Annotated in this window: 18 protein-coding genes and 1 pseudogene; 6 read left to right on the top strand and 13 right to left on the bottom strand. The window is 47.0% G+C overall.

Annotated elements, in window-relative coordinates:
- Window positions 1-90: 90 nt before the first annotated feature.
- On the top strand, window positions 91-450 hold the full coding sequence (locus RS891_RS09825; protein WP_113052820.1) for a winged helix-turn-helix transcriptional regulator: 360 nt from the start codon (window positions 91-93) through the stop codon (window positions 448-450).
- A gap of 74 nt (window positions 451-524) precedes the next feature.
- On the opposite strand, the gene RS891_RS09820 is transcribed toward RS891_RS09825, so the two are convergent.
- From RS891_RS09820 to RS891_RS09800, 5 genes are all read right to left on the bottom strand, one after another.
- Window positions 525-2,141, bottom strand: a complete 1,617-nt coding sequence (locus RS891_RS09820) for a sensor domain-containing diguanylate cyclase (RefSeq protein WP_315795180.1) — start codon at window positions 2,139-2,141, stop codon at window positions 525-527.
- 180 nt (window positions 2,142-2,321) lie between these two features.
- Window positions 2,322-3,071: a spermidine synthase gene (locus RS891_RS09815; RefSeq protein WP_258530593.1), complete on the bottom strand. Its 750-nt coding sequence runs from the start codon at window positions 3,069-3,071 to the stop codon at window positions 2,322-2,324.
- Window positions 3,072-3,220: 149 nt separating this feature from the next.
- Complete coding sequence (locus tag RS891_RS09810) at window positions 3,221-4,123, bottom strand: LysR family transcriptional regulator (protein ID WP_053783582.1); 903 nt, start codon at window positions 4,121-4,123, stop codon at window positions 3,221-3,223.
- A gap of 140 nt (window positions 4,124-4,263) precedes the next feature.
- Window positions 4,264-5,001: an SDR family oxidoreductase gene (locus RS891_RS09805; RefSeq protein ID WP_315795179.1), complete on the bottom strand. Its 738-nt coding sequence runs from the start codon at window positions 4,999-5,001 to the stop codon at window positions 4,264-4,266.
- A 26-nt stretch (window positions 5,002-5,027) separates the two neighbouring features.
- Window positions 5,028-5,303 (bottom strand): Atu4866 domain-containing protein, encoded by a 276-nt coding sequence (locus tag RS891_RS09800; protein WP_315795178.1) that lies wholly within the window; start codon window positions 5,301-5,303, stop codon window positions 5,028-5,030.
- Between the two features lie 165 nt (window positions 5,304-5,468).
- Between RS891_RS09800 and RS891_RS09795 the strand changes: the two genes are divergently transcribed.
- Window positions 5,469-6,401 carry an AraC family transcriptional regulator gene (locus RS891_RS09795; RefSeq protein ID WP_315795177.1) on the top strand — a complete coding sequence of 311 codons (933 nt, stop codon included), beginning with the start codon at window positions 5,469-5,471 and terminating at the stop codon, window positions 6,399-6,401.
- Window positions 6,402-6,463: 62 nt separating this feature from the next.
- Here RS891_RS09795 and RS891_RS09790 read toward each other — a convergent pair whose 3' ends face one another.
- On the bottom strand, window positions 6,464-6,901 hold the full coding sequence (locus RS891_RS09790) for a MerR family transcriptional regulator (RefSeq protein ID WP_113052826.1): 438 nt from the start codon (window positions 6,899-6,901) through the stop codon (window positions 6,464-6,466).
- A 208-nt stretch (window positions 6,902-7,109) separates the two neighbouring features.
- On the opposite strand from RS891_RS09790, the gene RS891_RS09785 reads away from it, so the two are divergent.
- The 3 genes and pseudogenes from RS891_RS09785 to RS891_RS09775 all read left to right on the top strand — a co-directional run.
- Entirely contained in the window at window positions 7,110-7,988 is an 879-nt protein-coding gene (locus tag RS891_RS09785; protein WP_315795176.1) for an SDR family NAD(P)-dependent oxidoreductase, read from the top strand.
- A 120-nt stretch (window positions 7,989-8,108) separates the two neighbouring features.
- Window positions 8,109-9,269 (top strand): oxalate decarboxylase family bicupin, encoded by a 1,161-nt coding sequence (locus RS891_RS09780; protein WP_315795175.1) that lies wholly within the window; start codon window positions 8,109-8,111, stop codon window positions 9,267-9,269.
- Window positions 9,270-9,297: 28 nt separating this feature from the next.
- Window positions 9,298-9,540 (top strand): annotated as a pseudogene (locus tag RS891_RS09775) (hypothetical protein); the annotation flags it as partial.
- A gap of 165 nt (window positions 9,541-9,705) precedes the next feature.
- Here the strand turns inward: RS891_RS09775 and RS891_RS09770 are convergent.
- The 4 genes from RS891_RS09770 to RS891_RS09755 form a co-directional block, all read right to left on the bottom strand.
- Window positions 9,706-10,491 carry a class I SAM-dependent methyltransferase gene (locus tag RS891_RS09770; protein WP_315795174.1) on the bottom strand — a complete coding sequence of 262 codons (786 nt, stop codon included), beginning with the start codon at window positions 10,489-10,491 and terminating at the stop codon, window positions 9,706-9,708.
- A gap of 197 nt (window positions 10,492-10,688) precedes the next feature.
- Window positions 10,689-12,683: a PTS fructose transporter subunit IIABC gene (locus tag RS891_RS09765; protein WP_113052830.1), complete on the bottom strand. Its 1,995-nt coding sequence runs from the start codon at window positions 12,681-12,683 to the stop codon at window positions 10,689-10,691.
- Window positions 12,684-12,819: 136 nt separating this feature from the next.
- Window positions 12,820-13,731, bottom strand: coding sequence for a 1-phosphofructokinase (gene pfkB / locus RS891_RS09760; RefSeq protein WP_113052831.1), 912 nt, complete (start codon window positions 13,729-13,731; stop codon window positions 12,820-12,822).
- Window positions 13,732-13,733: 2 nt separating this feature from the next.
- Entirely contained in the window at window positions 13,734-14,480 is a 747-nt protein-coding gene (locus tag RS891_RS09755; RefSeq protein ID WP_113052832.1) for a DeoR/GlpR family DNA-binding transcription regulator, read from the bottom strand.
- 262 nt (window positions 14,481-14,742) lie between these two features.
- Between RS891_RS09755 and RS891_RS09750 the strand changes: the two genes are divergently transcribed.
- Complete coding sequence (locus RS891_RS09750) at window positions 14,743-15,426, top strand: G1 family glutamic endopeptidase (protein ID WP_315795173.1); 684 nt, start codon at window positions 14,743-14,745, stop codon at window positions 15,424-15,426.
- 113 nt (window positions 15,427-15,539) lie between these two features.
- Here the strand turns inward: RS891_RS09750 and RS891_RS09745 are convergent, their stop codons facing one another.
- From RS891_RS09745 to RS891_RS09735, 3 genes are all read right to left on the bottom strand, one after another.
- Window positions 15,540-15,989, bottom strand: a complete 450-nt coding sequence (locus tag RS891_RS09745; protein ID WP_315795172.1) for a hypothetical protein — start codon at window positions 15,987-15,989, stop codon at window positions 15,540-15,542.
- A gap of 167 nt (window positions 15,990-16,156) precedes the next feature.
- Window positions 16,157-17,584, bottom strand: coding sequence for an NAD(P)/FAD-dependent oxidoreductase (locus RS891_RS09740; RefSeq protein WP_315796254.1), 1,428 nt, complete (start codon window positions 17,582-17,584; stop codon window positions 16,157-16,159).
- A gap of 413 nt (window positions 17,585-17,997) precedes the next feature.
- Window positions 17,998-20,820, bottom strand: a complete 2,823-nt coding sequence (locus RS891_RS09735; protein ID WP_315795171.1) for a collagen-like protein — start codon at window positions 20,818-20,820, stop codon at window positions 17,998-18,000.
- Between the last annotated feature and the right edge of the window lie 172 nt (window positions 20,821-20,992).

Genomic DNA, 20,992 nt, shown 5'->3' with positions numbered 1-20,992 from the left:
TGCTCATAGATGAGTAATATGTACATTTATGTACCGTAGTACTGAAATGGATACTATAAATAACCACCACACACTGGAGGTGCAACTATAATGAGAAAGAACTCGAATGATGCGTGCCCCTCGCCTTATGGCTGTTCCGTTGAAGTCACGCTGAGCGTCATCGGAGGCAAATGGAAAGGTGCGATCCTATATCACCTATTCTCCGGTTCGTTAAGATTCAACGAGATCAGAAAATTATTTCCTGATATCACCCAACGGATGTTAACTCTCCAATTAAGAGAACTGGAAAGCAGCGGAATTGTTCACAGAGAAATATATCCTCAGGTACCGCCCAAAGTGGAATATTCGCTTACACCGTTTGGAGAAACGCTCCAGCCGATTATTTACAGCATGCGAGACTGGGGAGAACAGTATACCAATGAAGTCTTGGCCAGATCACAAGAGGTCTAAACAAAAGACAAAAAGAAGCTATCCCTTTCTTCAATGGGACTAGCTTCTTTTTTTTGATATAGGGAACGTATACCTTATTTTATGACCGTTTGAATGGTAATGGTACGATTACGTCCTTCTTCCTTGGCTTGATATAACGCATTATCCGCCAAATGGAACAACTCTGTCGCCGTTGTAGAATGCAGCGGGTACTCGGCAATGCCTGCCGAAATCGTCACAGAACGATCAATGGGCAAAATACTTTGTTCCACCGATACACGGATATGCTCGGCAATCTGATACGCTGTTTTGGAATCCGTATGTCGCAATAATACAACAAACTCCTCCCCGCCAAACCGGGAACAAACATCCTGCGTCCGAACCGACAGCTTAATGATATTCGCGATATGCTTCAGAACCTGATCCCCCGCATGATGCCCATACGTATCGTTTATGGATTTGAATCGATCAATATCCAGAACCACAATGGAGAAGGGAACTTCTTCATCAATCCAGTGCTGAATGACTTCTTCAAATGTTCTGCGATTAGTCATTCCGGTTAATACATCCGTTCTGGCATCATAGGTAAGCTGATCTCTTTGCTTTCGAAAGTTCGCCAATGCACTTAGCACGGTACGTGTTAACAAGTCCGCTTCCCTGTTCCAATGCGGCTTCATTACAGGCAGATCTACTTTACCCTGATCCACCTGGTTAACCAAATCCGCAAGATAAACAAACGGACTCGCTAGCTTGCGCGCTACACGAATAACGATAAGTGTCAGAATGATAAACGGGATTGAAGTGTACAGCAGCAACATGCGAATATGATGATTAAGCTGATCGTATACCATCTGGGTTGGAGATACGACGACAACGCCCCAATCTGTTGTTGGAACCTTATAATACCCTGCGAGTGAATCCACACCCGCCAGATTCTTGTATTGTTCTTTGCCCGTCTGGTCGTTAAGCAATTTCTGAACAACTTGATTTTTGCTTAGATTTTCACCGATTCTTTCCGTATCGGGGTGAAATAACAATGTCCCTTTGGCATCAACAATAAAAAAATAAGAGCCATTACTGGTCTTCAGCTGACTGCCAAATGACAGGTTCAAAATGTTGTTTTCCTGTAGATAAATGCTTCCACTAATCAAACCTTTGAATTCACCTGAAGGACTGAAGATCGGCTCACTCACAAAAACGACTCTGCGTTCCGAATAAGGCGCACGGTACGCTTCGGATATAAAGGAAGCCCTCGATTTAAACGCATTTTTCGCTGCATTAGATGTTATAGGCTTTCCGAGGCTTTTTTCCGAATAAGGTGATGAACCTCGAATAATTCCCGATGCATCTATAAGAGAAACCGAATTGAAGTAATTACTGCTGTTTCGAATCAAATCCAGTGTGGAATCCAGTGTTTTGGCGTCTGCATAGTCTATTTCCGGAAAATAATTAGCTGAATACTTCAAACTGGCCTGCATGGATTGAAACAACGAGTCCAGTGTTTGGCTCATCTGCACGGCACTTGAATAATTAAGTGAGAGTGTATTATCAATCAGCGATTGCTTCTGGGATGTATAAGATGAAACAAACATAATGGTCAATGTCATCAAAACGGCAATGGTGACCAATCCACTCAATAGAGCGGTAAGGCTGATTTTTTTGATCTCCCTTACTTTTCTTCTTAATCTGGATGTTTTATTCTCTGCGATCATTATTGCTTCCCCCGGTTTTTCATGAAAAGGCATATTCCTTCTATCTTATACGAAAGTTGTTAAGAAGAAATAAATAGTTTATGAAGTTCGAATAATTACATAGGAAGATTGACGATTTAATGACAATTGATTACATGAAAGGATACTTTCTGCGAAATCATTTGAAGCTGAAATTCAAGATTAAGATTTATATGAATCCACAATTACATATCCCTCGCCAGGCTGTTGTTCTACAAACCCAGCCATATGTCGTGATTGAAACGAAATGGGTACGTCACACCCCACCAAAATACGATTTTGGATTTCATCAGTTGTTTCAGCCGGTAATGCAAACGAACGCGTATAAGCGAAGTGTTCCTGTAACGTGGTATAAACTGCGTTCACCAGTCTGTCATTACCTGCACGACCAAATACATTCAGTAATACGATACCACCAGAATGCAATTTGTCTTTTAACATCGTGAAAAATGAACTTGAAGTAAACTGTGCTGGTGTTCCTGCAGCCGTAAAAGCATCTACAACAATATAATTATATGCGCCTGATGCCTCCTGTTCTAATAGTTCACGACCATCACCAACCAGCACTTGATCTCCACTATATCCAAAGAAAGTTCTGCTGAGCTCAACAACTTCCGCATCGAGTTCGGCCACTTTTACTTGACGGTTAGACAAGTAGCTTGATAAGGTTCCGATGCCGTGTCCAATTACAAAAATTGATTCATAATCGGGGTTATTACGTTCCATCAGGTGAACCATTGCTCTTGGATACTCCAGCACCATCCGGGATGGCTCATCCAGATCCATTGCCCCCTGAACTGCTGCATTGGAGAATTCCAGCACACGAAATCGGCCCTTTTCCCCATAAAGTTTGGATGTATCATATATCGTTAACTCATGTTGTTCACTCTTATTTCGGTATAAAACTCGCACTGACCGTTCTCCCTTCGTACTTTTACGCAATTGATTATTCATGTGTTCCTATATTATACGGGAAGATAGTATTGTACCCTAGACTAGAATGATATAAAACAACAAAAAAACCGACTCCGCTGGAACGGAAACGGTTTTTCATTGACCAATTAGGATTGAATCGCTTCATGCAAAGCCTGGACATACTCCACGCCCAGATTGGAAAGCGAAGCATTTTTATGGCTGATCCACCCGACATTAATGGTCTCCTCACACTCCAGTGGAACGGGGATGATCTCGTTTCCATTCAGGTCGGCACTAAGCACACCTGTCGAGATGGTATACCCGTTCAAACCGATCAACAGATTAAACAGCGTGGCCCGGTCGTTAACCTGTATGCTTTTGGGGTGAGAAAGGGTGCTTAGGATTTCCTCTGAAAAATGGAAGGAGTTATACTCCCCCTGGTCAAAGGACAAGTAGGGATAATCCTGAAGCTGTTCAATCGCAACCGATTCCTGCTTCGCCAGGGGATTTTGCACACTGATAAAAATATGCGGCTTGGCAACAAACAAACTGTTAAACACCAGTCCCGCATCCTTGAGCAGCTTGTTAATAACCTTGGAATTGAATTCATTCAGATATAGAATGCCAATCTCGCTGCGCAGGCTTTTTACATCCTGAATAATTTCATACGTTTTCGTCTCTCGCAGAGCCAGTTCATATTCATCCTGTCCATACTGCTGCACCAGCTTGACGAAGGCATTTACTGCAAACGCGTAGTGCTGTGTGGAGACGGAAAAATGTTGCGGAGACGGCTTTGCGTTCAAATAACGATTCTCCAGCAATTCCGCCTGCTCCACCACCTGGCGCGCATAACTTAGAAATTCCACGCCTTCTTTGGATAGAGTTATCCCTTTATTCGTGCGTTCAAAAATGGTAATCCGCAGCTCCTGCTCCAGATCCCGGATGGCATTCGACAGGCTGGGCTGGGAAATAAACAGCCGTTTGGCGGCTTCATTCATCGAGCCACGCGTGGCGACTTCAATCACATATTTTAGCTGTTGCAGCGTCAATGCATTATTCCCCTCTCTCTGGTGCGTTACTTGATCATTACTATACCATATCGCAACCCAGACGAGCTTTCTTCAGGTTACAAAAAGACGCCCCAACCCGTCATATGGTTGTGGACGTCTTTGGAGTATTACAGCAAGGTTTAAGCCATGCTTGCTGTGGGTCTCACCACGATTTCATTCACATCCACCTCAGCCGGCTGGTTGATTGCGTACAAAATGCTCTGAGCAATAGCTGTGGCCGGAATGGATATGCGTCTATAATCTTTCATAAGCTCACGTGCTTCATCATCAGAGATTGATTCGGCAAGTTCGGATTCAGTTACACCTGGAGATATGAGAGTCACGCGGATATCTGAGCCTACCTCCTGGCGCAAACCCTCCGAGATCGCACGGACAGCGTACTTGGTTGCACAATATACCGCGGCTGTTGGTGTCACAGCATAAGCTCCTATGGAGGCAATATTAATAAACTGGCCGAAACCCTGTTCCTTCATAACGGGAAGTCCGACTGCAATGCCGTGTAAAACACCACGAATGTTAACATCAATCATTCGATTCCACTCGTCTACTTTTAGTGCTTCAAGGGGTGATAGTGGCATGACTCCGGCATTATTAACAATCACATCCAAACCTCCATAACGACTGAGCGCAAGCTCTACGATCGTTTGCATTTCTTCCAGCTGTGTAACATCAAGGGTATGATATTCTACTGTACCACCTTCCGAGCGAATGGAGGAAGCCAGCGTCTCCAGACGATCCACTCGTCTTGCACCAATGACAACATGTGCCCCCTGCTCTGCTAATAGACGTGCCGTTGCTTCCCCAATTCCGCTGCTTGCACCAGTGATCACAACAACTTTCCCTTTTACATTAGACATTTTGACTTCTCTCCCTATTAGGTATTTTATAGTGCATTTTCTCTGTACAACACCATGCCCGCATGATAAAGCACGCCGTCCTTAAAGTCTCCATCTGCGGTAAAGCCAGTATCATCCACATATTCAATATGGTCTCCATCGACTACATACCGACCTTGATATGCACTTTGCCTTTTTCCCCGCGCTTCATCATAGCGACCGTCAGGGAGAAGTTCGTGCCTGATGTACCCGTCCTTCGTCACCCACATCCCAATATACGGGTGTTTCACTTCCTGTCTGTCTCCTGATCTAATACCTGTCATATTCCCATGACACTCCTTTCTGTTGCCAACAGATTCAATTGCTTACCCTCATTATGTAAGGAATCAGTCTCTACACGATAGAAGAATCCCACAGTATTCTTGCCTATTCATCCAGCACATTCTAAAATGGTTAAACAAGTACGAGGAAGGGAGGGTCTGCAATCCATGCTTTCAAAAATAGAACAGGATAACGCTCTTATTCAGCAGCAGCAGGAATTGGCCCAATTGATCGGCCGTTTCACCCACGAAGACGGGATTCATCTAACAGCAATTCCTTCGCTTGCTTTGATCCGTGCTTCCCGGGTTTCAGAGCCTATTCATGCCGTGCACGAACCCGCCCTGTGTATTGTGGCCCAAGGGTCCAAACTGGTTATTCTCGGACAGGAGAGCTACACCTATGATTCTTCACAGTATTTGGTTGCTTCCATAAACTTGCCTATTTCAGGGCAAGTTGTACAGGCTACGACAGAACATCCCTATCTCTGCCTGCGACTTGATTTTAATTCAGGGCAGATTTTTGATCTTATTCAGGATTCTCCCTCTACACAAGCCATGCCCGACAAATCAACACGTCGTGGGTTGTTTGTAAGTTCAACCAAACCTCCGCTTCTGGAAGCCGTAATCCGATTGGTCAGATTGCTGGATACACCTGAGGACATTCCAGCACTTGCACCGCTTATGATTCGTGAGATTCTATATCGCCTGATTCAGGATGAACATGGACACTCCATCAGGCAGTTTGCGATTCAGAACAGTCACGCACAGCACATCGCTCAGGTCATTGAATTAATTCAATCAGAATACGCCCATCCGCTCCGAATCGAGCAATTGGCTTCCATGATCAACATGAGTACATCCTCATTGCATTATCATTTCAAAGCCACTACTGCCATGAGCCCACTGCAATATCAAAAACAGATTCGCTTGCAGGAGGCTCGGCGAATACTGCTTGCAGGTTCAACCGATGCAGCCGATGCTGCATTTCAGGTAGGGTACGAGAGTCCTTCACAATTCAGTCGGGAGTACACCCGCATGTATGGGCTTCCTCCTAAAAGTGATATCAAACGCCTTCGTCATACACTCCATATCGAATGCTAAATATAAGCAAAAAACCACGTCATATTGACGTGGTTTTTTGAGTTCGGGTGAACTTGCAGCACTCAGGAGAAGATGTTCTTTTTTTCAAATACAGACATCTGGTTCTCTCCGGTAATCGGGCACTCATCAGGAAACATGCTTCGCTTCTCCATCTTCTCATCAATAAAATCGACGATCTGCTGCAAAGATACAATCTGCGCTTCGATCTTCTTCCGATGGTTTAACAGCATTTCACGCTCATCCGGGAAATCTTCCAGGTCCGAATCCATCGACATCTGTAGATAAGGCTTCATCTCCTCCAGAGACATGCCTGTTTTTTTCAAACAAGTAATAAGCTTCATCGTCTGTATATCCTCCGAACGGTATACCCGATGGCGATTGGCCTTGCGTTCAGCCCGGGGAAGAAGTCCAATCTTCTCATAATAACGAATGGTATCTTCCGATAATCCGGCCTGTTCTGACGTCTCTTTAATGGAGAACCCTACAGTATCATTCATCATCGTCGTCGACCTCCTCCACTTTCATTGATCTCTATCTTACAACTTGGAGTCAGCTCCAAGTCAAGGTTGTTTTGAGTCCACAGAAGCCGCATCCTTAAAATTCAAAATATAACCAACCGTACGCTTGACTTGGAGTCGACTCCAAATTATAGAATGAGCGCATTAGACAGATTGGCTCTGTCATCCCATTCACTCAGGAGGTATTTATATGAATTCAAATCATAAACTTCGTACAGCCTTAATTACAGGATCAACTTCGGGAATTGGTCTTGAACTGACCCGTACCTTGTTAGCCGAAGGATGGCAAGTTATCGGCCTTAACCGTTCCGCTTTTCCAAAAGAAGACAGTGATATTCAGGACGGATTGCACTCCGGCCAGCTCCGTTGGGTTCAAGCTAACCTCACTCAGTACGATAGCCTGAGAAAAGCTTTAAATCAGATTAAATCCGAAGTGGATACCATTGACGTGTTGTTTAATAATGCCGGGGGTAGTGGTTACGATCTTCGTTTGTCTGATCATGGGCATGAAATGCACTTTGAATTACAAACTGTGGTACCGTACATCATTTATATGGAACTACAGGATCTTCTTCACAAAAGCACCTTGAAAACCGTTATTAATACATCCACCAGTGCATTTAAGATGGTCAAACAGTTTAACCTGGACGTCCTGGAACATCCAGCCGAGTTCAAAAAGCTGTTCGGTCCTTATGCGACTTCAAAGCTCGCACTGTCTTTATGGACACGCGAAGCTGCTTCTACCCCTGCATCTAAAGGAATTCGGTTGCTTAGTGTGGACCCCGGGGGCAACAATACACTCAGAGGTAATAAAACATCCGGGCTGCCCTTTTATATCAAACCTATCATGAAGCTGTTCTTCCCGCATCCAAGTCACGGAGCTTCTCTGCTTTATAACGCTGCCATTGCGCAAACCAAATCTGGTACGTTCCTGATGAAAAACAAACCCACCACTCTTCGTTTTACGGAGCAAGGCCCAGCCATTCTGAACAGAGTGCATGAAATTTATGAAAATGAATTTTTGCAGCCTGATTCCAAGACCGACCCCGTAAGCAAAAAAAGTGTCTGAGCGTTCTTCTTTACTTGGATATATATTCCCTATCCCTCATAATTGCCAGGCTCTGGTTCATAATCTTCACTATACCGACACCTATCATGGGATGAAGTGATGAACTGGAGGAATCTGCATATGAAAAATGAAAACAACAATGGCAAGCCATTAATTATACCGCAGCCAATACGAAAAGACGGCGCCGGAGGACCCGATCTGGGACCTCGGGATGTGATGAGAGATTTACAAAATCCGGATATGCTGGTGCCACCGGTAACCGACAACGGCTTATTACCCAACCTGAGAATGTCTTTTTCCGATACACACATGCAGTTGAACCATGGCGGTTGGTCCCGGGAAATTACGGTACGGGATCTGCCCATCGCCACGACACTGGCTGGGGTGAATATGAGCCTTACCCCTGGAGGTGTACGGGAGTTGCACTGGCATCAGCAATCGGAGTGGGCGTACATGATCTGGGGTACGGCACGAATTACGTCCGTGGATCAGCAAGGTCGTAATTTTATTGCAGATGTGGGACCGGGAGATCTGTGGTTTTTCCCAAAAGGTCTGCCCCATTCCATCCAGGGCTTAGCTGATGGGTGTGAGTTTTTGCTTGTATTTGATGATGGGTCCTTCTCCGATCTGAATACATTATCCATCTCGGATTGGTTTGCTCATACGCCACCAGAGGTGTTATCCGTCAATTTTGGCATACCCGAATCTGCATTCCAATCCATGCCAACAGAACAGGTTTACATTTTTCAGGATCAGGTCCCGGGTTCCCTCGCTAGCCAGGAAGTGCAATCTCCGTATGGTACAGTGCCCCTCTCCTTCAAGCATCGGCTGTTAGCCCAGAAACCGATCATCACACCGGGAGGCAGTGTACGTATTGTGGACTCCACCAACTTTCCGATCTCCACAACCGTTGCCGCAGCACTCGTGGAAATTAAGCCTGGAGGTATGCGCGAGCTTCACTGGCATCCCAATGCGGATGAATGGCAATACTATTTGACAGGGCAAGGAAGGATGACGGTTTTTGGAGGGAATGGCATCGCACGTACATTCGACTATCGGGCTGGAGATGTTGGATACGTACCTGTAGCTATGGGGCATTATATTCAAAATACGGGCACCGACACGTTATGGTTTTTGGAGATGTTTAGAAGTGATCGCTTTGAGGATATCTCCCTAAATCAATGGATGGCATTAACCCCGGAAGAGCTTGTTCGTGACAACTTGAACGCTTCCCCTGAACTACTTCATGCATTGCGTAAAGAAAAGTGGCCTGTTGTTTAAGAGGAATTGATCTAGGAAAAATATAAAGATGAAAGCCGTTATTTTCAAGGACCAAGGATATTCAAGTAAAAGAGGTTGAAGACCCGAGATTGCAGCAAAAGCTGACATCATCGTACGTATTACTTCTACAGCCATATGTGGATCAGATCTACATATATATAAGGGAGCACTGCCTGCCCTCCGTAATCCGCAGATTGATACCGGTGGTTATTTTGGCTTCACGGAACATTACGGAATTTTTCTGGGGGGGTTAGCTGAAGCTTACCGGATTTTCTACGAACACGAAGACGAATGTACCAAAGTTATACTAGAACCTTGATTGTGTGACGTCCAAAAGGCAGTTGTCCCTAACACGGGGCCTCTGCCTGTTTGATTTTGATTTTGCGCACTTTAACTATTACTCCTACAAGGGATCCATCTGATAACGCGAAAAATCTTATCTCGCTTTTAACGCCTGAATGTATACACTTTCTCCTTTGAAGCTGTCGAGTCTGCCAGACTGCGTCACTTCAAAATTGAAATACTTCTTAATTACAGATGGCGCGCTCAGCATGCTTGCTTCAAGCTCTTTACTCTGCGTCTCCGGAAGTCCAGCCCTGATGCACCAGTCTTCAAATGTAAAGTGTTTCTCAAAGGAAACCATCGTTTCCATTCGAAATCCGGCAAGCTCCAACATCCGAATCCATTCCGTCTTACGCCATGCCCGAACATGACTTCCATCACGCCACTTCTCGATTTCATTGTAAAATTGGTCGTTCTCATCACGTTCAGGTGCCACATTATCAATTAATAACAATCTGCCACCAGGTTTCATTACCCGAAGCGCCTCTGATACAAAGGATTGCACGTCCGGAAAATGGTGTGCAGCAATGCGACAGGTTACAAGGTCAAAGAAATCATCCTCAAAAGGGACGTGTTCAGCATCTCCTGCAACAAAATCCACATTCTCGTGCCCGTTTCCCCGGATAAAGCGTTCAGCCACTTGTAACATCTCATCCGTTAGATCCAATGCGATAACCCGCTCCACAAGCGGAGCTAATGCATTGGCAACATGTCCTCCTCCAGTGGCAATATCCAGCACCTTCATATCCGAGCTCGCTTGAGATGAAGCCACAAGCAGTGCCAGATCATCACCTTTGGCATGACCGACACTAGTCACATATTTCTCTGCATTTTTAGCAAATTGTTTGCGCACCTGTCCTTTAATCTGATCATTAGACATGCCGTATCCTCCTTATAGTTTCATTAGATGAAACTAAGTTTCATTAATTTGATATTGTTTATCTTATCACAGAATGAGCTAAAGTGAAATAAAAAGCATCTCCCCAGTGAATTTCACTGAGAAGATGCTTTTTTATTTTAAACAAAGCTATGAGATAGAGATTGTTTACAACTTTTTGGGAAGCCTTACCCTTTGACTTATTTCACAACGGTCGGCGATTTCTTCCACAGTCCGAGGATCAGACCGGAGATTACTGCACCGATTGCTACAGCAAGCAGGAAGAGCAATGCGTGATTCGCCAGTGCCGCAACGAAGATTCCGCCATGCGGAGCAGGTACGTTAATGCTCCACAGTTGAGTCAGTCCACCTGCAACAGCTGAACCGAGAATACAAGATGTCAGGACACGCAGCGGGTCAGCCGCAGCAAATGGAATGGCGCCTTCTGTGATGAAGGAGAATCCGAGCACGTAATTCGTCAAACCTGATTTGCGTTCTTGCTCCGTGAATTTGGATTTGAAGAACGTTGTAGCGAGTGCAATCGCCAGCGGCGGTACCATACCACCTGCCATAACAGCTGCCATCCAAGCACCATCCGTATTGCCGCTGGATGTAAATACACCGATAGCAAACGTATAAGCCGCCTTGTTAAACGGTCCACCCATATCGATGGACATCATGCCACCAAGCAGCAAGCCCAGCAATACTGCATTACCGGTACCCAGATTACCAAGTGCATCTACAAGCCATGTGTTAAGGGAACCAAAGATTGGATCGAAGACATAGAAACTTATTGCACCAACGATAAGCAGTCCGAATACAGGATACAACAGGATCGGTTTCAAACCATCAATCGCTTTAGGCAGTCCTTTAAACAGTTTGCGCAGACCAATTACGACGTAACCTGCCAGGAAACCGGCAGCCAGACCACCAAGGAAACCGGCGTTTGAATTCACAGCCATCAATCCACCGACCATACCAGGCATCAGGGCCGGACGATCACCAATACTCATCGCAATAAATCCGGCTAGAACAGGAATCAGGAAGTGGAACGCACCAGTCCCGCCACCAATGGTTTGCAGCAGTTGCACAATCGGATTTTCAGGACTCGCAATTTGTTCAAACAAGAAGGATATGGCGAGCAAAATGCCACCACCCACGACAAATGGGAGCATATGCGAGATACCGTTCATCAAATCTTTATAAATCTTGCTGCCCACGCTCACTTTGCCTTGGCTTTCACCTTCACTTTTGCCACCGTTACCGCCTTGGCTTCGGTAGATCGGAGCGTCTCCGTTAACTGCTTTGCGAATCAGTTCTTCAGATTTGCGAATGCCATCGCTTACGGGTCTTTGCAATACCGGTTTGCCATCAAAGCGGGCCATTTCCACATTTTTATCCGCCGCAATGATGACCCCTTTGGCACGAGCGATTTCATCAGCTGTCAGTACGTTCTGCGCTCCTTCTGAACCGTTGGTTTCGACACGAATATTGACGCCCATTTCCTGTGCTTTCTTTTTGAGAGCGTCTTCAGCCATGAACGTGTGAGCAATGCCTGTTGGGCAAGCGGTTACTGCAACGACAAAATCTTCAGATGCCGCATCGCCAACAATAAGGCCTGATGTATTCTGCTTCTGCCCGTTGGCACTGCCTGAGCTAGATACAGCATTTGTTCCATTTACGGCATTTGCTGCTTTTTCCGCTTCGACTTTTTCTTTGGCAGCTTTTTTCTCTGCTTCCTCTGCCTGTTTGGCATCGAATAATGCAGTCACTTCTTCAGGAGTGTCTGTGCTCATTAGCTGCGAGATGAAATCGCTATCAATCAACAACCTGGAAAGAGCCGCAAGCGTACGAAGATGTGTATTTGCTGCCCCTTCTGGAGCTGCAATCATGAAGAATATATGGGCCGGTTCATCATCAAGCGCTTCAAAATCAATTCCTTTTCGACTCTTGGCGAATACAACCGTTGGTTCATTAACTGCTGTTGTCTTGGCATGAGGCATGGCAATACCGCCACCGATCCCAGTGCTGGATTCCGCTTCACGTTTATATATCATTTCCTTAAACAGAACCGGATCATTAATACGTCCGCTACGGTTTAAACTTGCAATGAGTTCATCAATAGCCTCTTCTTTCGTTGCGGCTTGCAGGTCCATGATCATCGTTTCCTGGATCATCAGGTCTGTTATTCTCATTTTGGTACACTCCCTTAAATTCAGTCGGCCTGTGTGATGCAGACCGACTCATAATTGTACTTCTTACGCTGTTATCTGCGATTCATTGAATCCCCTCTTCTAAAAAGGGGCATGCATTTCATCCATTTTGTACGGACTATATTTTGGTTATCGTAACTTGAGTACGTAGCTCTTCAATGAGTTCCCGTGTTGCCAAGTCATCCGAAAAAGCCGTTGCACTACCCGAAGCGACCCCAGTTCGGAACGCTTCAAGCAGGTCTTCGTTCAATCCAAATGTCCCTACGAATCCACCGATCATGGAATCTCCAGCACCAACCGAGTTCTTCACGACGCCCTTTGGCACACTCGCATGGTAGACATCTGTTTTGGTAATCAACAGCGCTCCTTCTCCTGCCATGGAGATCAACACATGTTTGGCACCTGCCTCCAAAAGCTTGCGACCATACGTCACCAGTTCCTCTTGAGTGTCAATCGTTACTTCGAAAAGTTCAGCCAGTTCGTGATGGTTCGGCTTCACCAGCAGCGGTTCATGTACCAAAGCATCCATTAAAGCGGGGCCTGTCGTATCGATTACAAAATCGGCACTCGTTTGTTTGCATACGTTGATCAGACGATCGTAGAAATCGGCTCCCAGCGAAGGTGGTACACTTCCCGAAAGAATGACGATATCTCCTTTTTGCAGTGCGGATAGCTTGTTAAGCAACTCCGCTGCTTCCTCTGGTCGAATGGCTGGTCCCAATCCGTTAATCTCTGTCTCGTCTCCATGCTTCAGCTTGATGTTAATCCGAGTATCATCTGCGATGGTAACGAAATCCGTCAGGATCTTGTCTTCCTGCAATTTGTCATTAATGAAACGGCCTGTGAACCCTCCCAGAAATCCAAGAGCGGTGTTTTCGGCTCCCAGTTGATTAAGGACTCGCGATACGTTAATGCCTTTGCCTCCAGGAAGTTTCAGGTCCCGATTCATACGATTCAAATGACCAAGCTTCAGATCATCCACTTCCACGATGTAATCAATGGAAGGATTAAGTGTTACGGTATATATCATGGCTATCCCTCAATTATTTTAGTTTTCTGGGCGATTACAGAGCGCCAGTGTTCCGGCATATGTTCTGTGATCAAGTCTGCCTCCTCAAGGTCAAACAGTTTGGCAAAAGTAATTTCCCCAATTTTGCTGGAATCAGCCAGCACGTAAGATTTACCGGACAATTGATGTGCACGCCTTTTAATCAAGGCTTCCTCCGGATCAGGAGTTGTATACCCCATTTCGGCGTCCACTCCGTTGGTTCCAATAAAACATTTATCAAAACGGAAGTTGTCCATATTCTGTAATGCGATACTGCCAATCACGGCTTTGGTGTGAATTTTCATCATCCCGCCTAGCAGATAGCTGCGTATTCGTTTACTTACCAGCGCTTCTACATGAGAAAGTCCGTTCGTCACTACCGTAACGTCCTTAGCTTCAATATAGGGAATCATGGCTAATGTTGTCGTCCCCGCATCCAGATAGATACATTCACCATTGTTGATCTCCTGCGCAGCTAAACGAGCAATCGCCGTTTTTTGTTGAATGTTTTTGAACGTTTTTTCTTCCATACCTGGTTCTGGCGTTTTTTCATTCACTAGAGCAGCACCACCATGTATGCGTTTCAGCATCTGACGGCTCTCCAGATCAATCAAATCGCGTCTTATCGTTGACTCAGAAGCACCCAGCACATCTACGAGCTCTTGCAGTTTCACAATTCCTCTTTCTTGTAAGCGCTCTATTATTGCAGCATATCGTTCTTCAGTTAGCATCTTCATTCCTCCAACTGCTTTTATAGTATCATAAAATCCGTAAAAAACAATCATTTTCATTCAAATTAATTTAAAAACATTCATAAACCATCAATATTCGACATTCCGTACACATCAAACATCGCATTCAACCATAAATATCGTTCAAAATCATTCAAACCTTATTTCTTTTTCAGATTGTCCATGTCCTCTTTCTTCTTCCATGCATTTGATAATATCGAACGAATGATTTCGTCTCTATTTTCACATGGGAGGTGGCCTTATGGCTAATCATCGAAACAAACGTCGAAAACCCTGTATTCCTCATACAGGCAAAACAAATTCTGCATTATGCTTTGGGTGGATTTCCTCCAACTGGAGCGGCTATGCAATAGCAGGTGACAAAGCTGAATTCAGACGTATCTCGGCTGAATGGAATGTGCCCTTTGTTTTACCATCGTCCAAGTCCTCATATTCATCAGCCTGGATCGGAATTGATGGATACGAGAATTCCAATCTCATTCAGACTGGAACAGGCCATGATTGGGTTAACGGCCAAGCTAGTTATTATGCCTGGTGGGAAATTCTGCCGGACGTTGAAACGGTTATCCCTTTTCCTGTATCACCAGGAGATCGAATCAGAGCGGCCATTTACAAAATCAATCGAACTCGCTGGTGTATCACACTCCATAATCTGACCCAAAATTGGACTTTTCGCACCGTTCAGCAATATACAGGGAAGCAAACATCTGCGGAATGGATTGTAGAAGCTCCATCCGTAGGAAACTCCATCTCCCGAATGGCAAAGATCACTCCTGTCAGCTTCAAGTGTTGTCGTCTGAACGGTAGGCCCCCCTGCTTCATCGCCAAAGAGAAAGGCATCATGATTCAACAAAAACAGGTTGTTTCCATTCCAGGAGTACCGGGATCACGCGGAGACTCTTTCGTCGTGAAACGAAACGGCTGAGACTTCTTCGTTGACAGATTTAATGAAAAAAACTGCAATGTGCCGTATTCGGCGTACCATTGCAGAATGGATATTCGGTCATTATGGGATTGACACGAGTCTCTTTATTTCTTTTAAAGGAATAGCTCAGCCCTGTCTGGCTTGGGTTTCATCCAATTTCCTTCTTCATTAATAAATGCTCCCTTGAAACGCCCCATCTCCAATTTCTCTATTAGCTTCATCTCATCCAGCACCAGAATTTCGGACAACTGCTGCAAACTATAATAATCACTTGGATCGTAATCCAGCAGAATCGGAACAGCCATGTCATACAGTTCCTTAATTAGATTCTCCAACGAATGACGCCCGAGGTTGTCCATGGTTTGGAAAAACTTCAGATCATGGGACACCAGATTGCGGAACGATTTATCTTTCAAGTTCATCCACAGCGTATTACACGCCTGAACACTCATATAGTTCTGCTCTACATCATAATATTGGATCTCATTAATCTTCATATACTTTTCCTGAAAAGCCACAATTTTGATCAAGGGTTCATTTCGTATGCGTGACGCTTTCTTCAAATGGGTTCTGAACCCCTCATAATCCATAATTCTCACAATAATCTATCGCCTGCCTTAACGCTGTATAATTCGATATTTTACAGTATTATATAAGCCCCCGTAAATGTAACTTTAGAAAAAGGAAAACCGTACAGCCTTGTACCCCGCTGTACGGTCATTCTGAATACTCAGATTCCAACTTCACTTTTCACCCAACTTGCGGTAAATTCCTGTTCGTTATACTTAAAAAATTGCTCTAGGATCTGTTCCCGATCATCCAGGAAAAGCTGGTCAGCTACAGCTGAAACCAGCTTTGGCACAGCATTCTTTGTGCCCGATATTGCTGAGGCAGAAAGGCCGCAGCTTGCAAGTGCAGAGTAGTTAAAAACAAACAAGCCTCGCAGCTTATCTTCCCCCTCCTCATCCCTGCTGGTCATTGCAAACCCAGGACTAAGGTAAGGATGTGCGTCAAGCAGTGCATTCCTTTGTTCCGTCGGAGCTTGAAAGCGGTCTGCCCAGCGTGCGATGTGTGCCTCCACCATTCGGAGCTCGGGACGCAGTGCCGGATCACTCACCATCCCCGTACTTATGACCAGAAAATCAAAGGATTTCTGACCCAGTTGCGTAGTCACTACCGCTCTCCCATCCTTCATCTCTACATTCAGCCAAGGCGCATGAAGATGTAATTGGAAGCCTGGCCATGCAGCAGCCCGGTTGAAGGTATCATTGGTTGGGGGCTGGTTGTATTTGAAAAAGTGGGAAATGGTCGCATACTTATCCTCGTCCGATAATACGTGAAACCGTTCGATCATACCGGATTGCTCCATCTGACGAATCGGGTTAACACTCGGCAATTGTTCCCGCCGCACAAATACGTGAGCCTCAGCCACGCCTGTGGCTAGTGCAAAGTTGGCATTATCAAAAGCAGACGCCCCTCCGCCAAGTATGGCAATCCTTTTTCCTTGTAACCGTTCAAAATCAATTAGCTCCGACGTGTGAGCGTACAGATGTCTAGGTATTTTCTCAGAGATCAGAGGTGGTACATGCCACTCCCCACCACCCTGGATACCCGTAGCCAAGACAACCTTTCGTGCCAGCAACATATTACTTGGAGCCCCTACACCTGTAATGTGCAACCGGTGTAAACCTCCATCTGCAGGTTCAATCAGTCTCAGTTTCACTTCATTCACGACAGGTAGATTAAGCACCTCCCTGTACCAACGCAGATAGTTCATCCATTCGCTGCGCGGAATTTTATCAACCTCATCCCATCCCGAAGGACCCACTTGCGCCTCCCACCATGCTCGAAACGTCAGCGAAGGAATACCGAGATCAATGGAAGTCAGATGTTTTGGTGTACGTAACGTAACCATACGCGCGTATGTCTCCCAAGGTCCCTCCAACCCTGCGGCATTTTCATCAATGACCAGAATGTTGGATATCCGCTCACGCAGGAATCCAAAAGCAGCCCCCAAGCCGCTCTGCCCACCACCTACAATAACGACATCATAGATATGGTCTTTGTCATGTTCCCGCGGATGAATCCAATCCGCACCTCCATATGCGAGATAAGCCAAATCATCTTGTACTCGTTGGTTTAATGTTTCAAGGCTCATCATTCATCAACCCTTTCAACGTCCACTCGTATACTGCTACGAACCGCTCGTTTAATGTTATGTTCGTGTAATAATTCGTTTCATTTGATGGATATTCCGTAAGTTCAAAGCAGCCTAATTCTTTTATCATATGAATAAAGACGAGGATTTCGTCTCAATCCCTTACATCATTTTCGTTAGGATTAGCGTTATTATATGAGTTTGGGTTATTTTTTTGAATATCACGATAGATTTCTTGTCATCATACCTAAAAATATCTAACATGCTTGTTAACTATAACGAAACCAAATTTTAATGACTTCGTCCTGTATGTAAAAAAGACAGATCAGGTTGGATGTTAACGGTCGATCCAACCCGGATCTGTTTTCGTGTTGTCTTATTTTTAAATAGGTAGGGTGCTGAAAATCAACACCTCATGTCAATTCGTGTACTGACCATACAATACCGTTCGTTGTTCCAATCCCCAAGTTCAGAGTAATCGTTAATCCATTCGCGGCGTAAAACAACCCGATCACATCGCCTGCGTTCAGCGTAACCTGCGCCGCTAGGGTTACGGCTCCACTACCCAGTACTGCCCGCAAAGTGAGTAGCGTCACACTGATATTCAGGATCGGCAATAGTCCATTGACCAAAGTAGTGGTAGTGGGGGATGTTCTTTGCACCAGAAAGGCTGGATTGACCCCAGCTCCCAATGAGATAGCTATCGCGGCAGTTGTAGAAAAATTGATTGTTGCCACAATCGAGTAGGTTCCAGTATTGGGCGCCGTGTAATTGCCTGTAGTTGCATTAAAATTTGCATTGCCATAGTAAGGACTTGCTGTGCTCCAGTTGGTTAACTGAGTGCTGGTTGCTGTCGATAGGTTAGCCAAAAATGCAGAAAATCCTTGTGCAGCTAGATTGGGTCCTGATGCACCAGTAGCCCCTGTGGCTCCCGTGGATCCAGTAACTCCAGTAGTCCCGGTAGCCCCAGTTGCACCTGTTGTTCCCGTTTCTCCCGTTCCGGTGGCTCCTGTCGCACCCGTTACACCCGTTGAACCCGTCGCACCTGTGGCTCCTGTCACACCAGTTACACCCGTTGAACCCGTCGCGCCGGTGACTCCAGTAACCCCCGTCCCGGTTGCGCCTGTCGCACCCGTTACCCCAGTAAGACCCGTTGCTCCAGTAGCTCCTGTTGTTCCCGTTCCGGTGGCTCCTGTCGCACCCGTTACCCCTGTAAGACCGGTTGCACCAGTGGCTCCCGTTACTCCTGTTCCGGTGGCTCCTGTCGCACCCGCTACTCCAGTAAACCCTGTTGTACCTGTGGCTCCCGTGGTTCCGGTGACTCCTATACCGGTTGCACCTGTTGCACCAGTAAGACCCGTGGAGCCAGTAGCTCCAGTTATTCCTGTTCCGGTGGCTCCTGTCGCACCCGTTACTCCAGTAAACCCTGTTGTACCTGTGGTTCCCGTGGTTCCGGTGACTCCTACTCCGGTTGCGCCTGTAACACCTGTTTCACCGGTAAGACCCGTTGCTCCTGTCACGCCAGTTACACCCATAGATCCTGTCGCGCCGGTGGCTCCAGTGGCGCCTGTTGTCCCCGTCCCGGTGGCTCCTGTCGCTCCTGTTACCCCAGTTAAACCCGTCGCTCCTGCGGCGCCTGTAGCCCCGGTAACTCCTATTCCGGTTGCGCCTGTCGTACCTGTGACCCCAGTAAGACCCGTGGCTCCCGTAACTCCAGTTGTTCCCGTGCCGGTGGCGCCTGTCACACCCGTTACTCCAGTAAACCCTGTTGTACCTGTGGCTCCCGTGGTTCCGGTGACTCCTATACCGGTTGCACCTGTTGCACCAGTAAGACCCGTGGAGCCAGTAGCTCCAGTTATTCCTGTTCCGGTGGCTCCTGTCGCACCCGTTACTCCAGTAAACCCTGTTGTACCTGTGGTTCCCATGGTTCCGGTGACTCCTACTCCGGTTGCGCCTGTAACACCTGTTTCACCGGTAAGACCCGTTGCTCCGGTCACGCCAGTTACACCCATAGATCCTGTCGCGCCGGTGGCTCCAGTGGCGCCTGTTGTCCCCGTCCCGGTGGCTCCTGTCGCTCCTGTTACCCCAGTTAAACCCGTTGCTCCTGCGGCGCCTGTAGCCCCGGTAACTCCTATTCCGGTTGCGCCGGTTTCACCAGTAAATCCTGTTACACCAGTTGCTCCTGTAGCCCCGGTTCCGGTTGCGCCTGTCGCACCCGTTACCCCAGTAAGACCCGTTGCTCCCGTAGCTCCGGTTGTTCCCGTTCCGGTGGTACCTGTCGCACCTGTTGCACCAGTAAGACCCGTGGCTCCCGTAGCTCCGGTTGTTCCCGTTCCGGTGGTACCTGTCGCACCCGTTACCCCAGTAAGACCCGTTGCTCCCGTAGCTCCGGTTGTTCCCGTTCCGGTGGTACCTGTCGCACCCGTTACCCCAGTAAGACCCGTTGCTCCCGTAGCTCCGGTTGTTCCCGTTCCGGTGGTACCTGTCGCACCTATTGCACCAGTAAGACCCGTGGCTCCCGTAGCTCCGGTTGTTCCCGTTCCGGTGGTACCTGTCGCACCTGTTGCACCAGTAAGACCCGTGGCTCCCGTAGCTCCGGTTGTTCCCGTTCCGGTGGTACCTGTCGCACCTGTTGCACCAGTAAGACCCGTGGCTCCCGTAGCTCCTGTCGTTCCTGTTCCGGTTACACCTGTCGCACCCGTTACTCCAGTAAGACCCGTTGCTCCGGTAGCTCCTGTCGTTCCTGTTCCGGTTACACCTGTCGCACCCGTTACTCCAGTAAGACCCGTTGCTCCGGTAGCTCCTGTCGTTCCTGTTCCGGTTACACCTGTCGCACCCGTTACTCCAGTAAGACCCGTTGCTCCGGTAGCTCCTGTCGTTCCTGTTCCGGTTACACCTGTCGCACCCGTTACTCCAGTAAGACCCGTTGCTCCGGTAGCTCCTGTCGTTCCTGTTCCGGTTACACCTGTCGCACCCGTTACTCCAGTAAGACCCGTTGCTCCGGTTGCTCCTGTCGTTCCTGTTCCGGTTACACCTGTCGCACCCGTTACTCCAGTAAGACCCGTTGCTCCGGTTGCTCCTGTCGTTCCTGTTCCGGTTACACCTGTCGCACCCGTTACTCCAGTAAGACCCGTTGCTCCAGTAAACCCCGTGGCTCCGGTTGCGCCTGTAACACCTGTTTCACCAGTAAGACCCGTCGCACCAGGGGCTCCCGGTGCTCCTGTCACGCCAGTCACACCCGTAGATCCTGCGGCGCCTGTAGCCCCGGTAACTCCTATTCCGGTTGCGCCGGTTTCACCAGTAAATCCTGTTACACCAGTTGCTCCTGTAGCCCCGGTTCCGGTTGTTCCTGTCCCAGTCGTTGCCTCCAGTTACCCCAGTGGCTCCTGTGGCTCCCGTTACTCCAGT

Source organism: Paenibacillus sp. BIC5C1 (genome assembly GCF_032399705.1).
Classification (GTDB): domain Bacteria; phylum Bacillota; class Bacilli; order Paenibacillales; family Paenibacillaceae; genus Paenibacillus; species Paenibacillus taichungensis_A.
This window is presented reverse-complemented; position numbering and strand designations above follow the sequence as displayed.

Excerpts from the sequence above, each read along its gene's own strand:
- RS891_RS09770 (WP_315795174.1), bottom strand. The coding sequence starts at position 10,491 with ATGTCTAATGATCAGATTAAAGGACAGGTGCGCAAACAATTTGCTAAA.
- RS891_RS09785 (WP_315795176.1), top strand. The coding sequence starts at position 7,110 with ATGAATTCAAATCATAAACTTCGTACAGCCTTAATTACAGGATCAACT.
- RS891_RS09795 (WP_315795177.1), top strand. The coding sequence starts at position 5,469 with ATGCTTTCAAAAATAGAACAGGATAACGCTCTTATTCAGCAGCAGCAG.
- RS891_RS09780 (WP_315795175.1), top strand. The coding sequence starts at position 8,109 with ATGAAAAATGAAAACAACAATGGCAAGCCATTAATTATACCGCAGCCA.
- RS891_RS09755 (WP_113052832.1), bottom strand. The coding sequence starts at position 14,480 with ATGCTAACTGAAGAACGATATGCTGCAATAATAGAGCGCTTACAAGAA.
- RS891_RS09740 (WP_315796254.1), bottom strand. The coding sequence starts at position 17,584 with ATGAGCCTTGAAACATTAAACCAACGAGTACAAGATGATTTGGCTTAT.
- RS891_RS09805 (WP_315795179.1), bottom strand. The coding sequence starts at position 5,001 with ATGTCTAATGTAAAAGGGAAAGTTGTTGTGATCACTGGTGCAAGCAGC.
- RS891_RS09765 (WP_113052830.1), bottom strand. The coding sequence starts at position 12,683 with ATGAGAATAACAGACCTGATGATCCAGGAAACGATGATCATGGACCTG.
- RS891_RS09800 (WP_315795178.1), bottom strand. The coding sequence starts at position 5,303 with ATGACAGGTATTAGATCAGGAGACAGACAGGAAGTGAAACACCCGTAT.
- pfkB (WP_113052831.1), bottom strand. The coding sequence starts at position 13,731 with ATGATATATACCGTAACACTTAATCCTTCCATTGATTACATCGTGGAA.
- RS891_RS09790 (WP_113052826.1), bottom strand. The coding sequence starts at position 6,901 with ATGATGAATGATACTGTAGGGTTCTCCATTAAAGAGACGTCAGAACAG.
- RS891_RS09825 (WP_113052820.1), top strand. The coding sequence starts at position 91 with ATGAGAAAGAACTCGAATGATGCGTGCCCCTCGCCTTATGGCTGTTCC.
- RS891_RS09750 (WP_315795173.1), top strand. The coding sequence starts at position 14,743 with ATGGCTAATCATCGAAACAAACGTCGAAAACCCTGTATTCCTCATACA.
- RS891_RS09820 (WP_315795180.1), bottom strand. The coding sequence starts at position 2,141 with ATGATCGCAGAGAATAAAACATCCAGATTAAGAAGAAAAGTAAGGGAG.